The sequence below is a fragment of the Bibersteinia trehalosi USDA-ARS-USMARC-188 genome (assembly GCF_000521725.1).
GTDB lineage: Bacteria > Pseudomonadota > Gammaproteobacteria > Enterobacterales > Pasteurellaceae > Bibersteinia > Bibersteinia trehalosi.
In genome coordinates, this window is the sequence record NZ_CP006954.1 from 1,693,701 (window position 1) to 1,708,516 (window position 14,816).

Here is a 14,816-nt window from a genome sequence, read left to right on the forward strand (position 1 = left end):
TAAAAAAAATGGTTGTTTAGGAAACTCCTAATCACAACCGCTGCTATTGAGCCGCAATCAAATTTGATAAACGTAGAATTCCCCCACTTATCAATAAGACCGCATTAAGTTCTCAAATCGGTTACTTCGCATACAGCGAACAAAATAGTGCGCTATTTTAGCTAAAATCATCTTAAATTTCTACTTTAGAAACATTTTTTTAACCTACAGCCTTGGAAAATTTGACCCTAGTCAAAAATCAGAGATGGCGCTAAAATAGCTGGCAATTTTTAGATTTAATCAGGATAGATTATGACCAACATTACAATTTCAGATGCAGCACAAGTACACTTCCGTCGTTTACTTGATCAACAAGAAGAAGGCACGAATATTCGTATTTTCGTGGTCAATCCAGGGACACCTAATGCTGAATGTGGGGTTTCTTACTGCCCTGCAAATGCAGTAGAAACAACGGATACTGAAATCAAATTCAACACGTTCTCTGCTTTTATTGATGATATTAGCCTGCCATTTTTAGACGATGCCGAAATCGATTACGTGACCGATCCAATGGGTTCACAGCTCACGTTAAAAGCGCCCAATGCCAAAATGCGTAAAGTCGCAGACGATGCACCATTTATTGAGCGTTTAGATTATGTGATTCAAACCCAAATCAACCCGCAGCTTGCCAGCCATGGCGGTCGCATTACCTTGATTGAAGTCACCGAAGATAAAATTGCGGTATTACAATTCGGTGGTGGCTGTAATGGCTGCTCGATGGTTGATGTCACCTTGAAAGATGGTATTGAAAAACAACTTCTCGCTCAATTCCCTGATGAATTAAATGGCGTGAAAGATGTAACCGAACACCAACGTGGTGAGCATTCTTATTACTAACAGGTTGAATTTTTGTAGGAGCGGATCAGTGTGTCTGCCCAAATCATTTCATCGACATAACGGGCGAACACATCGGTTCGCCCCTACACGAAATTATTATCACAAGCGGTCATTTTCCCTCAAGTTTTTGCAAATTTTTATTAAAATTCAACCGCTTGAATATTCAAATGGAACAGCCAATGCAAACTAGTTTCTACCGTGGTCGTTTTTCCGTTGCCCCAATGTTAGACTGGACAACCCGCCACTGCCGTTATTTTCATCGCCAATTTAGCCAACATTCCCTGCTTTATACTGAAATGATTACTGCCCCAGCAATCTTGCACGCCAAATATGATCTACTTGCTTATGATCCATCAGAAAACCCCGTTGCACTGCAATTAGGTGGCAGTGATCCGAAACAATTAGCCGAATGTGCCAAACGAGTTGAAGAACGAGGGTACTCAGAGATTAACTTAAATGTCGGCTGCCCATCGGATCGTGTGCAAAATGGAATGTTTGGTGCTTGTTTAATGGGTAAAGCAGATTTGGTGGCTGAATGTGTGGAGGCAATGAAAAATGCGGTTAGCATTCCCGTTACCGTCAAGCATCGTATCGGTATTGACGAACTAGATAGCTATGAATTTCTATGCGATTTTATTGAAAAAATCCAACCATATTGCGAAGATTTTATTGTTCACGCTCGCAAAGCGTGGCTTTCAGGTTTAAGCCCAAAGGAGAACCGTGAAATTCCACCACTAGATTATGAACGGGTTTATCAGCTCAAACGAGATTTTCCTCGTCTTAAAATCAGCATTAACGGCGGAATAAAAACAATTGATGAAATCAAACATCATTTGCAATTTGTTGATGGGGTTATGGTTGGGCGTGAGGCATATCAAAACCCAAGTTTATTGGGGCAAATCGATCAGGCTCTTTTTGACCCAAATGCCAAAATCATCACTCCGCACCAAGCCGTTGAAAAAATGCTGCCTTATGTTGAGCAACAATTAAGCAAAGGAGTTTACCTCAACCACATTGTTCGCCATATGCTAGGCAGTTTCCAAAATTGTAAAGGGGCGAGACAGTGGCGCAGGCATCTCAGTGAAAATGCGTGTAAACAAGGTGCTGGCATTGAAATTATTGAACAAGCGTTAGCATTTATTCCAACAGATATTCGCTAACCGCTAAATAAAATGAAAAAATATTTGCAATTTTTCGATTAAAAGCGTAGATTTAGATGCATGCGATTTTGGAGTAAATTATGAACTACAGCGTTAAAAACCATCACCACCATCATTTGACCGATTAATCTTTCGGGCATTTGTTGCGTGTTCGGAAGATAACTTCCGAAATGAAATGGCTTAACGCACCAAAATAACCAATTTCAACCCTTTCGGAAGGTAACTTTCGAAAGGGTTTTTTAATTTCTGCATTTAATACATTTAAGGATATAACAATGACAAAGCTAAGCAAATTCACTACTTTACTTGCCCTTTCAATTTCAGCCAATGTATTTGCTGAAAATAAAACATTCACTTACTGCCTCGAAGCTTCGCCTGCCGGCTTAAATCCGCAGCTAGTCACAGACGGGGCAAGTTTAGATGTTGGGCAAGCCGTGTATAATCGCCTCGTTGATTTTGAGCAAGGTAGCACTAATCTCATACCTTCACTTGCCGAGCGTTGGGAAATTAGTGATGATGGTAAAACTTACACTTTCTTTCTACGCCAAAATGTCCAATTTCACAGCAATAAAAACTTTACCCCAAGCCGTAATTTCAACGCAGATGATGTTATTTTTTCAATTAATCGCCAACGAGATACAAATAACCCATATAACCAAGTTTCTGGGGGAAATTATGAATTCTTCTTAGGTATGGATATGCAAAATATCATTGATAACCTAGAAAAAGTTGATGATTACACGCTTAAAATTCAGTTAAAAAAGCCCAATGCTCCCTTCTTAGCTAATCTTGCCATGGATTTTATGGCTATGTTCTCCGCCGAATATGCCGACAAAATGCTTGCTGCCGGTACCCCAGAAAAACTAGATACCGCCCCGATTGGCACTGGAGCTTTCCAATTCCACTCCTATCAAAAAGATGCGACTGTACGCTTCACTGCCTTCGACAATTATTGGCAAGGTAGAGCAAAACTAGATCGTCTAGTTTTCTCTATTACACCAGATGCCAGCGTACGTTTAGCAAAACTAGAGAAAAACGAATGTCAAGCAATGCCATACCCAAATCCAGCAGATCTTGAGGCATTGAAAAACAATCCAAACATACAATTGCTTGAACAATCAGGCTTAAATATTGGCTATATCACATTTAACTTACGCAAAGCGCCCTTTGATAATCAAAAAGTACGCCAAGCGCTAAATTATGCGGTAAATAAAGATGAAATTTTAACTTCAGTCTATCAGGGCTCTGGCATTAAAGCGAAAAACCCAATGCCAGCAACCATTTGGGGTTATAACAATGAGGTAGAAGATTATGATTACAACCCTGAAAAAGCGAAAACCCTATTAAAAGAAGCTGGGCTTGAGAATGGCTTTAAAACCGAAATCTGGGCAATGCCAGTCGCGCGACCATATAACCCAAATGCACGTCGTATGGCAGAGATGGTACAAGAAGATTGGCGTAAAATTGGTGTAGAAGCCAAAATTGTCAGCTATGAATGGGGCGAATATCTTAAACGAATGGCAGCAGGCGAACACACAGCAGGCATGATGGGCTGGACAGGCGATAATGGCGATCCTGATAATTTCTTAAATACGTTATTAAGCTGTAATGCCGTCGAACAAGGCTCAAACTACGCTGGGTTCTGTAATCCCGAGTACGATCAATTAGTGACTGAAGCTGCAACAATCAGCGAGCAAAACAAGCGGTCAGAATTATACAAAAAAGCGCAAAATATCGTAAAAGAACAAGCTGCTTGGTTACCAATTGCCCACTCAACGGTCTATTTTCCAATGCGTAAAGAAGTGAAGGGGTATGTCTTAAGTCCGTTTTTAGCTCACAACTTTTATACGGTTGATTTGCCTTAATCTCATATCTACAAGCTCAGGAAACTGAGCTTGTTTTTATACTCTATAACGACTTTTTAGCACATGTTAATGTTGCAAATAAGGCATCTAAATTTAAGCCATTTGGGTGATATATCCACACATTCTGTAAATTTTTTCTAAAACCCAACCGCTTGCATAAGAAAAACTGATTGCAATCCATAAAAAAATTTGTATATTCGATATATTCCGTTTTATCCAAATCATGAAACAATTTTTTAACAACACAACATTATCTGGAGTGAAACATGAAAAAGAAAAACTTCGCTAAACTCTCTCTTATAACATTAGCTATGACCGTCGCCGGTGCCGCTCTCGCAGCTCCCAAAACCTTCGTTTACTGTTTAGAAGCCTCGCCTTCCGCAATGAGCCCAGTGCTCGTGACAGATGGGGCGAGTTTAGATAGTAATGGCCTTACAATTTACAACAAACTCACTGACTTTAAAGAAGGTACTACCGATGTAGTACCATCCCTTGCTGAAAGTTGGGAGATTAGTGAAGATGGCAAAATCTACACGTTTCATTTACGCAAAGGAGTAAAATTTCACGAAAATAAAGCATTCAAACCAAGTCGTGAATTTAATGCCGATGATGTTGTATTCTCATTTAATCGTCAATTTGATGAAAACCACCCATTCCATAAAGTATCTGGAGGAAATTATGAATACTTTATTGGCATGGACATGCAAAATATTATTGATAAAGTCGAAAAAGTGGATGATTACACGGTGAAATTTACCTTGAAGGTGCCAAACGCCCCTTTCTTAGCCAATTTAGGCATGGATTTTGCCGCTATTTTCTCTGCTGAGTATGCTGAGAAAATGCTAAAAGCTGGCACACCGGAGAAAATTGATACCCAGCCCATCGGCACAGGCCCATTCCAATTTGTTGATTACCAAAAAGATGCAACTATCCGTTTCAAAGCCTTTGAGAATTATTGGCAAGGTAAAGCAAAACTTGACCGCTTAGTATTTGCCATTACCCCAGATGCTTCTGTTCGCTTAGCAAAATTGCAAAAAGGCGAATGCCATGCAATGCCGTATCCAAACCCAGCTGATATTGAAAATCTGAAAAAAGACGATAACATCAATTTAATGACTCAGGCAGGAATGAATGTGGGTTATTTAGCTCTGAATAACAAAATCAAGCCACTAGATAACCAAAAAGTTCGCCAAGCGTTAAATCACGCGGTGAATAAACAAGCGATTGTTGATGCGGTGTATCAAGGTGCAGGACAAGTGGCAAAAAATCCAATTCCACCAACAATGTGGAGCTATAACGATGATGTGCAAGATTATGAATATAACCCAGAAAAAGCTAAAGCATTATTGAAAGAAGCTGGTTTTGAAAAGGGATTTGAGACCGAGCTTTGGGCTATGCCGGTTTCACGGCCATATAATCCAAATGCACGTCGTATGGCTGAACTTATTCAAGCCGATTGGAAAGCTGTCGGTATAAATGCTAAAATCGTCAGCTACGAGTGGGGCGAATACCTAAAACGCTTGCGCGCAGGTGAAGCAGCAACTTCTATGATCGGCTGGACCGGCGACAATGGTGATCCAGACAACTTCTTAAACACTCTATTAAGCTGTGCGGCTGTCACTTCCGGTTCAAACTATGCAAATTTCTGCCACAAACCATTTGAAGATGTGGTGGTGAATGCAGCACAAGAAAGTGATCACGCTAAACGTGTTGAACTTTACAAACAGGCGCAAGCCATCTTTAAAGAACAAGCACCTTGGATTACCATTGCACACTCAACCGTCTATTTCCCTGTGCGCAAAGAAGTACAAGGCTATGTGATGAGTCCGTTTGGCTTGCATAACTTCTACAATGTAGATTTAGTAGAGAAATAATTGGCATATAAAATATGCCTTTACAAGCGGTTGAAATTTGCAATGTTTTTGCAAAAATTAACCGCTTGTAATATCAATGAATGTAGGGGCGTACTGTGTACGCCCACCTAGATTTAGGGCACAGGTAGTACGCCCCTATGTTTATTAAAATATCTAACAAAGAGATTTTGAATGTTTCAATTTATTCTTAAACGTATTTTAATGGTGATTCCAACCTTTATCGCCATTACTTTGATTACCTTTGCGCTTGTGCATTTGATTCCTGGCGATCCAATTGAGATCCGAATGGGTGAACGTGGGCTTTCGCCTGAAATTCATCAACAAATGATGGAGCAGCTAGGCTTAAATCGTCCACTTTTTGAGCAATACATCAGCTACATTGGCGGTGTACTGCAAGGGGATTTAGGCAATTCATTCCGTAATAATGAACCTGTATTAAAAGAGTTTTTTACCCTTTTTCCCGCAACGGTTGAATTGGCATTTTTTGCTTTGCTTTGGTCGTTGATCTTTGGTATTACGCTTGGCGTAATTGCGGCAGTGAAAAAAGATAGCTGGATTTCACATACCGTGAGTACGCTTTCTCTAACGGGTTATTCCATGCCGATTTTCTGGTGGGGGTTAATTTTAATTCTCTATTTTTCCACGCCACTCGGTTTGCCAGCCTCTGGACGTTTACCATCACAGTATTGGATTGAAGCCGAAACCGGTTTTATGCTGATAGATACTTGGCGCTCAAATGAGCCAGGAGCATTTCTGGCTGCAATCAAATCACTGATCTTACCTTCTATTGTGCTAGGCACAATACCACTTGCTGTGATTACTCGTATGACTCGCTCATCAATGCTAGAAGTGCTAGGCGAAGACTATATTCGCACCGCAAAAGCCAAAGGATTAAATACCACTCGTATTGTGATTGTGCACGCTTTGCGTAATGCGTTAATTCCAGTGGTAACGGTTGTTGGCTTGATTGTTGGACAACTGCTTTCTGGAGCGGTATTAACCGAGAACATCTTCTCTTGGCCGGGCATCGGCAAATGGATTATTGATGCCATCAACAGCCGTGACTACCCTGTGTTACAAGGCTCAGTGTTGATTATTGCCACGATCATTATCCTTGTGAATTTAACGGTGGATTTATTGTACGGGATTGTGAATCCTCGTATCCGTCATTCGTAATATAAATGGGCGTACGCAGTACGCCCCTACTATCAAGATCTTAATTAAACATTTGTAGGGGCGTATTGCATACGCCCGATTAAGCGGTTAAATTTCCGCAATTTTTTGCAAAATTATTTTTAGTTGGAGTTTCATAATGTCTCAAATAACGGTGGCAAATCCTCCCGCCCCGAAAACCCCATTACAAGAATTTTGGTACTATTTCAAACAGAATAAAGGCGCAGTCATTGGGCTTAGCTTTATTGCGGTGGTCTTTTTTGTGGCGGTATTTGCCGATTTTATTGCTCCTTTTGATCCTATTGCACAAAATCGTTCCGCTCTGCTTTTGCCTCCTGCTTGGTTTGAAGGTGGACAGGCGGCTCACCTGCTTGGTACGGACGATATTGGGCGGGATATTCTCTCTCGGATTATTTATGGCGCAAGATTATCGGTCTTTATCGGCTTGATTATTGTGGTGATGTCGTGCGTATTGGGCGTAGTGCTTGGTTTATTGGCTGGCTACTACGGCGGTACATTAGACATTATCATTATGCGTTTTGTGGATATTATGCTGGCGATTCCGAGCCTACTTTTAACCATTGGTGTAGTCACAATTTTAGGGCCGTCTTTGATAAATGCAGCGATTGCGATAGCGGTGGTATCTATTCCAAGCTATGTGCGTTTAACCCGTGCGGCGGTGATGAGCGAGAAAAACCGAGATTATGTGACCGCTTCTCGTGTGGCAGGGGCAGGTGTATGGCGTTTGATGTTTATTGTGATTTTGCCAAACTGTCTTGCACCGCTGATCGTGCAAATGACAATGGGGATTTCTAATGCGATTTTAGAACTTGCTGCACTCGGTTTCTTAGGTATTGGCGCACAACCACCAACGCCTGAACTTGGCACAATGCTGGCCGAATCTCGTGGTTTTATGCAGGCAGCAAACTGGCTTGTTACCATTCCAGGCTTAGCAATTTTATCGTTGGTATTAGCGTTTAACTTAATGGGCGATGGCTTGCGTGATGCCCTTGATCCAAAATTAAAACAGTAGGAGAGCAAAATGGCATTATTAGAAGTAAACGAACTCTCCGTCCATTTCGGGGAAGAAAAAGCCCCATTCAAAGCGGTAGATCGCATTAGCTATACGGTAAATGAAGGTGAAGTGTTAGGGATTGTGGGGGAATCCGGCTCGGGCAAATCGGTCAGTTCCCTTGCGATTATGGGCTTGATTGATTATCCAGGGCGAGTCTCGGCCAATGCTCTGAATTTTGACGGCCACGATCTGCTAAAACTTAGCCCAAAAGAAAAACGAGAAATCGTTGGGGCAGATGTTTCAATGATTTTCCAAGATGCGATGACCAGCCTCAACCCAAGCTATACGGTTGGTTTCCAAATTATGGAAGCCTTAAAAGTGCATCAAGGTGGCAGTAAAAAATGGCGAAAAGAACGTGCCATTGAGCTTTTAACGATGGTGGGGATCCCTGATCCTGTTTCACGACTTGAGGTGTATCCCCATCAACTTTCAGGCGGTATGAGCCAACGGGTGATGATTGCGATGGCGATTGCTTGCAATCCAAAATTATTAATTGCAGACGAACCTACCACCGCATTGGACGTAACGATTCAAGCGCAAATTATTGATTTATTGCTAGAATTACAACGCAAAGAAAATATGGCGTTAATTCTGATTACCCACGATTTAGCGTTGGTCGCAGAATCGGCACACCGCATTATTGTGATGTATGCAGGACAGGTCGTAGAAGAAGGTAAAGCGGAACAGATTTTCAACGCACCGCTCCACCCTTACACCGAAGCATTATTAAAAGCCTTGCCCGAATTTGCCGAAGGGAAATCTCGCTTGCAATCGCTTTCAGGCGTTGTGCCGGGTAAATATGACCGCCCACAAGGCTGTTTGCTCAATCCTCGTTGCCCTTATGCAACCGATAAATGCCGAAGCATTGAGCCAGAAATGCAAATCATCAACGGTAGACAAGTGAAATGTCATTTTCCGTTGAATGAATTCAGCGCTCCGTGAGGAAATAGAATGGAAATTCGTCTAATTCAGCAGCAAGATATTCCGCAAGTATTTGATTTAATGAAGCAACTTGCTGAATTTGAGCATTATATTGATAGCTTTGCGATCACGCCTGAAATTGTGAAAAGCTGTGGGTTTGATAAAAATCCCCCAGATTTTTATTGCTTGGTAGCAAATGATCACGGCATGATTGGCGGTATTTTGGTTTACTATTTTCTACCTTACACTGCACAAAATCGCCCAGCAATCTATATGAAAGAGCTGTTTGTGGTGGAAAATTATCGTAATCAAAAAATCGGTGAAAAATTGATGACTGCATTGCAAGAAATTGCTCGTCAAAATAATTGCCAAACGATCAAATGGACTGTCGCGCCGTGGAATAAAAATGGCATTCGCTTTTATGAACGCTTAGGTGCGAAAGAAAATAACGAATGGCTCAATTATGAGTGGCAAGTGAAATAATTTGCAAAAAATTTCAAAAATTTAACCGCTTGTTGTAGGGGCGTACTGCGTACGCCCATGGGCGTGAACATCACGCCCCTACATTTAGAGCATATAACTATGCTCTACGTTATTCCGAAAAGAGAAAAGAATGAACGAAAATAATCAATCCCCACTGCTTAAAGCAGAGAATCTTAAAAAATACTACCCTGTCAAACAAGGGCTGTTTGCTAAGCCAAAGCAAGTAAAAGCGGTTGATGGCGTGTCGTTTACGCTGGAACGAGGCAAAACCCTTGCGGTGGTTGGCGAGTCAGGCTGTGGTAAATCTACGCTTGGGCGAATGCTCACAATGATTGAACCCCCTACCGAAGGCGAACTTTTTTATAACGGACAAAACTTTTTGGAAAATGATAAAGAAACGGTGCAACTTCGCCGTAAAAAAATCCAAATCGTGTTTCAAAATCCGTACGCATCACTGAATCCACGCAAAAAAGTCGGTACGATTTTAGAAGAACCATTGTTGATTAACACCAACCTCTCGGCAAAAGAGCGGAAAGAACAAGTGCTAGAAATGATGGCAAAAGTGGGGCTAAAACCTGAATTTTACGATCGCTATCCGCATATGTTTTCTGGCGGACAACGCCAACGGATTGCCATTGCGCGTGGTTTAATGTTGCACCCTGATATTGTAGTGGCAGATGAGCCTGTGTCCGCTCTAGACGTTTCCGTGCGCGCACAGGTGCTGAATTTGATGATGGATCTACAAGAAGAGATGGGGCTATCTTATGTGTTTATTTCCCACGATCTTTCAGTGGTAGAACATATTGCCGATGAAGTGATGGTGATGTACTTAGGACGCTGTGTGGAAAAAGGCGATACCAAAACGATTTTTGGTAATCCACGCCATCCTTATACCCAAGCGCTGCTTTCCGCAACGCCACGTTTAGATCCGAGCCAACGTAGAGAGCGAATTAAACTTACAGGTGAGCTACCAAGCCCACTTAACCCACCACAAGGTTGTGCTTTTCACGCTCGTTGTCATTTTGCAACGGAAAAATGCAAAGTGGAACGACCAGAACTGAAAACTTATCAAGACGGCACACAAATTGCCTGTTTTGTGGTAGAAGAACATTAAGAGAAGAAAAGGGAACCATTGATGTTCCCTTTCTTTTTGCAAAAAATTAGGCGATTTTAACCGCTTGCTATAGCCAGAAGAGGTATCCTATAGTGGCAATCATTACAATGCAAAGTAAATCTAATTTGTAGGAACGTAGCATATCTTTCTGCTTAACCATCCCCGTCCCAAAAACAATAGCATTCGGCGGAGTACCAACTGGCAGCATAAAGGCACAACTTGCCCCCAATGCAATAATTAAGGCAAATCCAAATGGCGACATACCCAATACACTTGCAATTGAGATAAAAATTGGCACTAGCAATGCTGCGCTCGCCGTATTTGAAGTAAATTCTGTCAAAACTACGATAAAAGCAGCAATGATTAAGCAAATTAAAGCGTAGTGTTTGCCTTCAATCAGGCTCACAATAGCATCCGCCATAATTTTGCTCGCCCCTGTTTGCCCCAATACAGCACTCAGCGTTAAACCACCACCGAATAAAAAGAGCACGCCCCATTCTGTGTTATCCTGAATCTGTTGCCAATTGACAACTTTACTCATACAAAGTAACAATGCCCCAATAAGCGCCATCACACTGTCGAAACTTTCAATCTTGTGACCCAAACCAATCAGGTTTGCAAGCCAAGGGTTAATAAAGCTGCTTCCCACCCAACAGAGCGCAACAAATAAGAAAATAATTAAGGTGATCCAACGCTCTGAATTCATCTTAATTTTTTCAAAATGATATTCAAATTCGCGATTAAATTTAGGTTTAAAGGTTAAATATAATACGCCAATCATCAAAGGTAGAAGCAGAGTCATCACAGGCAAGCCATACATCATCCATTCTGCAAAACCAATTCCTAGCTGGCTCGCAGCAATTGCATTTGGAGGGCTCCCCACAAGTGTTCCCATACCGCCAATACTGGCACTATAAGCAATCCCAAGCAATACAAATACATAAGTATTATGCTCTTTTTCTCGATCCATATTACTTAAAATACCCATTGCCAATGGCAACATCATTGCCGCTGTGGCGGTATTACTCATCCACATGGATAAAAATGCCGTCACTAAAAAGAGATAAATCACGGCAGTAAATAATTTTCCCTTGGCTAACGACATAATTCTATTGGCGATCATTTTATCCAATTGTTGAATATGCAATGCCGTTGCAAGTGCAAAACCGCCAAAAAAGAGAAAAATTGTTGGATCGGCAAAAGCAGTTAATGCTTGTTTAGAAGGCATGATACCTAATGCAATCGTGAGCACAGGCACACATAATGCGGTTATCGTGACATGTACTGTCTCTGTGAGCCATAAGATGGCAACAAATGCTAACAATGCTAGGCCTTTAGTCGGCTCGGGCTCAAAAGGAAGTGTATGGAGTAGTGTAAAGAAGAGAATCACATCGATGAAAAAAATCATCGTCTTACGAGAGAATGTTTTCATAGGAATTATTATAAGAGTTAACGGATCGCTATTATAAAAAACCCAAAATTTGCCGAATTATTCTGGATCAAATTTCTTGATTATCAGTGGCGACTTTATCGCCAAATAGTATTTGGTAAAAAAATGGGATTTTTTGACCGCTTGCTCAAAAGCGTTAGGCATATCATAGAAGAATAGATGGATGATCGCCCTCGAAGAGCTAATCTGAGCTCACAAGATTTGTCATTGCCAACGCTTTACGTTCAATCTCCAACCATTCTGATTCAGGTTCAGACTCGGCAACAATGCCTGCTCCCGCATATACCAGCATCTCTTTTGCCCTCACTAATGCAGAACGCAAGGTCACGCAGAACTCCGCCTGTGCAGGCGAAAAATAGCCTAATGTCCCTGCATACCATCCACGCGTAAAAGGTTCATGCTGTTGTATAAACTGTTTAGCCTCTGTGCGTGGCAACCCTGCTACAGCTGCAGTCGGATGAATGCGGGCAAGACACTGGCTATCCCCAATATCAGGTGCTAATTCCGTTTGAATAAAACGGCGTAAATGCTGCACATTTTTTAATGCCTTGATATGCGCATCGCCCACCTGAATATCACCTGCACAATCCGCCAAATTGGTGCAAATATCATCGACCACTAACCAATTTTCATACAAATTTTTGTGATCGTTTAATAGCCACAAGGCATTTTGTGCAGTTTCAGTAATATCGTGGCTTACTGCAACCGTCCCGGCGAGCGCTTCGGTAAGTAGCTGCTTATTTTGTCGCTGATATAAACGCTCAGGGCTTGAGCCAATAAAACATTCATGGAGATTCTCAGCCCATAAAAAATGGTAGCAACCTTGATTCAAATGCCGACTTTTCGCCAATAAATCATAACCAGAAAGAGGCGAAGAAAGCTGCCAACTCGTTGCATTTGCCAATACCACTTTATCAAAGGCATCTGTTTTAATCGCACTGATTGCTTGCTGAATGTTGGTTTGCCATTGCTCAAAGCTACAGAGTTGTTTTTTAGCAATCACCTGATTTTTCGTTGAACCAAAAGTACGAGGCTCATCAAGTTGCGCTAAAAACGCGACTAAATTTGCTTGCTCATCTGCATAGCCAAAGAGCTCTGCTCGCAGTTGTTCTTCCGTTTGCCAGAGCAATAAGCGCGGTAAAATAAAATGAATCTGCCCTTCAAACTGAATGCCGCCCACCAAATGCACTTGATGTTGATGACAAAATGCTTCTGCTGCCGCTAATTGCTGAAAACGCAAGACTTGTCCAAGCGCAACGAAAGTATCGCGTTGTGCACGCTGTTGCCAAAACATTTGAGGAAAGCAGGCTTGCCCTTTTAGCCAACTAAGCAAATCAGCATCGTTAGGCTGGCATTTTACCGTTGCACTAAAACGGAGTAATCCTGCGCTTACTTCGTTTTGTGCAAGCTGTTGGCTAAGTGCTTGCGTAAGTTGGGTAAAAACAGACATTAGAAAATAGAGAGCATAAAATAATTAACCACAAAAAAGGTTCGCATTTTAACGTATTTCTGCTTTTTTTTCTGCACAAATCGGAGTAGAGTAAATCATTTTTTTCATAAAAGTAAAACAATACAGGAAACCTATGGAACGCTTTAGCAAAACCGACAAACTCGCGAATGTCCGCTATGATATTCGCGGTCCTATTCATAAAGAAGCAACTCGCCTTGAAGAAGAAGGACACAAAATTTTAAAACTCAATATTGGAAATCCTGCCCCTTTTGGTTTTGATGCGCCTGCTGAAATTATCGTGGATATTATGCGCAACTTGCCAACCGCACAAGGCTATTGTGATTCAAAAGGGCTATTCCAAGCACGTAAAGCTATTGTGCAATATTACCAGCTAAAAGGGATTCATCAGGTAGATGTTAATGATGTCTATATCGGCAACGGCGTGTCAGAACTGATTACCATGTCAATGCAAGCCTTATTAAACGAAGGCGATGAAATTTTAATCCCTTCACCAGACTATCCGCTTTGGACCGCCGCCGCTACGCTTGCTGGCGGTAAAGCAGTGCACTACCTATGTGACGAAGAAAATGAGTGGTATCCAGATATTAACGATATCCGCGCTAAAATCACGCCTAATACGAAGGCGATTTTGGTCATTAACCCGAATAACCCAACAGGAGCAGTATATAGCCGTGAAATTTTGCTCGAAGTAGCACAAGTTGCACGTGAGCATAACTTGATGCTATTTGCAGACGAAATTTACGAAAAAATTCTTTATGATGGTGCCGTGCATCATCACCTTGCGGCTCTCGCCCCTGATCTTTTAACCGTCACCTATAACGGCTTATCAAAAGCCTATCGTGCGGCGGGTTTCCGTCAAGGTTGGATGGTATTAAGCGGCCCAAAAACACAAGCAAAAGGCTTTGTTGAAGGATTAGATATGCTTGCTTCCATGCGTTTATGTGCTAATACGCCAATGCAACATGCAATTCAAACTGCGCTGGGGGGCTATCAAAGTATTAATGAATTTATCCTACCTGGTGGGCGTTTATTAGAGCAACGCAACCGTGCTTATGAACTACTTACACAAATTCCAGGAATCAGTTGCGTTAAGCCAAAAGGTGCAATGTATATGTTCCCGAAAATTGATACGGAAATGTATGGTATTAAAGATGATGCGCAATTTGTCTATGATTTGCTGCAAAAAGAGAAAGTATTACTCGTACAAGGCAGCGGATTTAATTGGCATAAACCGGATCACTTCCGTGTGGTCACCTTGCCTTATGTCTATCAGCTAGAAGATGCCATTGGGCGTTTGGCAAGATTCTTAAAAACCTATCGCCAATCTTAATCAATTTAAACCCGTCAAATTGGC

At 41.7% G+C, this 14,816-nt stretch carries 12 protein-coding genes and 1 other annotated feature; of the genes, 10 read left to right on the forward strand and 2 right to left on the reverse strand.

Annotated elements, in window-relative coordinates:
* Positions 1–291: 291 nt before the first annotated feature.
* From nfuA to F542_RS07765, 9 genes are all read left to right on the forward strand, one after another.
* A complete protein-coding gene (gene nfuA, locus F542_RS07725) occupies positions 292–876 on the forward strand; it encodes a Fe-S biogenesis protein NfuA (RefSeq protein WP_015432057.1) in 585 nt (194 codons plus the stop codon).
* A gap of 179 nt (positions 877–1,055) precedes the next feature.
* Positions 1,056–2,036: a tRNA dihydrouridine(20/20a) synthase DusA gene (dusA, locus tag F542_RS07730; RefSeq protein ID WP_025267243.1), complete on the forward strand. Its 981-nt coding sequence runs from the start codon at positions 1,056–1,058 to the stop codon at positions 2,034–2,036.
* 103 nt (positions 2,037–2,139) lie between these two features.
* Positions 2,140–2,278, forward strand: a sequence feature (His leader region).
* Positions 2,279–2,311: 33 nt separating this feature from the next.
* Positions 2,312–3,901, forward strand: a complete 1,590-nt coding sequence (locus F542_RS07735; RefSeq protein WP_015432055.1) for an ABC transporter substrate-binding protein — start codon at positions 2,312–2,314, stop codon at positions 3,899–3,901.
* 266 nt (positions 3,902–4,167) lie between these two features.
* On the forward strand, positions 4,168–5,775 hold the full coding sequence (locus tag F542_RS07740) for an ABC transporter substrate-binding protein (protein WP_015432053.1): 1,608 nt from the start codon (positions 4,168–4,170) through the stop codon (positions 5,773–5,775).
* Between the two features lie 171 nt (positions 5,776–5,946).
* A complete protein-coding gene (locus F542_RS07745) occupies positions 5,947–6,951 on the forward strand; it encodes an ABC transporter permease subunit (protein ID WP_015432052.1) in 1,005 nt (334 codons plus the stop codon).
* A 136-nt stretch (positions 6,952–7,087) separates the two neighbouring features.
* A complete protein-coding gene (locus F542_RS07750) occupies positions 7,088–7,981 on the forward strand; it encodes an ABC transporter permease subunit (protein WP_025267244.1) in 894 nt (297 codons plus the stop codon).
* A 9-nt stretch (positions 7,982–7,990) separates the two neighbouring features.
* The gene (gene dppD / locus F542_RS07755; RefSeq protein ID WP_025267245.1) at positions 7,991–8,965 is read left to right on the forward strand and encodes a dipeptide ABC transporter ATP-binding protein; all 975 of its coding nucleotides are present in this window, start codon (positions 7,991–7,993) and stop codon (positions 8,963–8,965) included.
* A 9-nt stretch (positions 8,966–8,974) separates the two neighbouring features.
* Positions 8,975–9,427 (forward strand): GNAT family N-acetyltransferase, encoded by a 453-nt coding sequence (locus tag F542_RS07760; RefSeq protein ID WP_025267246.1) that lies wholly within the window; start codon positions 8,975–8,977, stop codon positions 9,425–9,427.
* A gap of 130 nt (positions 9,428–9,557) precedes the next feature.
* Complete coding sequence (locus F542_RS07765) at positions 9,558–10,541, forward strand: peptide ABC transporter ATP-binding protein (RefSeq protein ID WP_015432048.1); 984 nt, start codon at positions 9,558–9,560, stop codon at positions 10,539–10,541.
* Between the two features lie 67 nt (positions 10,542–10,608).
* Here the strand turns inward: F542_RS07765 and F542_RS07770 are convergent, their stop codons facing one another.
* Both F542_RS07770 and F542_RS07775 read right to left on the reverse strand, forming a co-directional pair.
* Positions 10,609–11,973 carry a DASS family sodium-coupled anion symporter gene (locus tag F542_RS07770; RefSeq protein WP_015432047.1) on the reverse strand — a complete coding sequence of 455 codons (1,365 nt, stop codon included), beginning with the start codon at positions 11,971–11,973 and terminating at the stop codon, positions 10,609–10,611.
* Between the two features lie 199 nt (positions 11,974–12,172).
* Positions 12,173–13,441, reverse strand: a complete 1,269-nt coding sequence (locus F542_RS07775) for an isochorismate synthase (RefSeq protein WP_025267247.1) — start codon at positions 13,439–13,441, stop codon at positions 12,173–12,175.
* A gap of 133 nt (positions 13,442–13,574) precedes the next feature.
* On the opposite strand from F542_RS07775, the gene F542_RS07780 reads away from it, so the two are divergent.
* Positions 13,575–14,792, forward strand: a complete 1,218-nt coding sequence (locus F542_RS07780) for a pyridoxal phosphate-dependent aminotransferase (RefSeq protein WP_015432045.1) — start codon at positions 13,575–13,577, stop codon at positions 14,790–14,792.
* Positions 14,793–14,816: the final 24 nt, after the last annotated feature.

Coding starts and splice junctions, on each gene's coding strand:
- nfuA (WP_015432057.1), top strand. CDS start 292: ATGACCAACATTACAATTTCAGATGCAGCACAAGTACACTTCCGTCGT.
- dusA (WP_025267243.1), top strand. CDS start 1,056: ATGCAAACTAGTTTCTACCGTGGTCGTTTTTCCGTTGCCCCAATGTTA.
- F542_RS07735 (WP_015432055.1), top strand. CDS start 2,312: ATGACAAAGCTAAGCAAATTCACTACTTTACTTGCCCTTTCAATTTCA.
- F542_RS07740 (WP_015432053.1), top strand. CDS start 4,168: ATGAAAAAGAAAAACTTCGCTAAACTCTCTCTTATAACATTAGCTATG.
- F542_RS07745 (WP_015432052.1), top strand. CDS start 5,947: ATGTTTCAATTTATTCTTAAACGTATTTTAATGGTGATTCCAACCTTT.
- F542_RS07750 (WP_025267244.1), top strand. CDS start 7,088: ATGTCTCAAATAACGGTGGCAAATCCTCCCGCCCCGAAAACCCCATTA.
- dppD (WP_025267245.1), top strand. CDS start 7,991: ATGGCATTATTAGAAGTAAACGAACTCTCCGTCCATTTCGGGGAAGAA.
- F542_RS07760 (WP_025267246.1), top strand. CDS start 8,975: ATGGAAATTCGTCTAATTCAGCAGCAAGATATTCCGCAAGTATTTGAT.
- F542_RS07765 (WP_015432048.1), top strand. CDS start 9,558: ATGAACGAAAATAATCAATCCCCACTGCTTAAAGCAGAGAATCTTAAA.
- F542_RS07770 (WP_015432047.1), bottom strand. CDS start 11,973: ATGAAAACATTCTCTCGTAAGACGATGATTTTTTTCATCGATGTGATT.
- F542_RS07775 (WP_025267247.1), bottom strand. CDS start 13,441: ATGTCTGTTTTTACCCAACTTACGCAAGCACTTAGCCAACAGCTTGCA.
- F542_RS07780 (WP_015432045.1), top strand. CDS start 13,575: ATGGAACGCTTTAGCAAAACCGACAAACTCGCGAATGTCCGCTATGAT.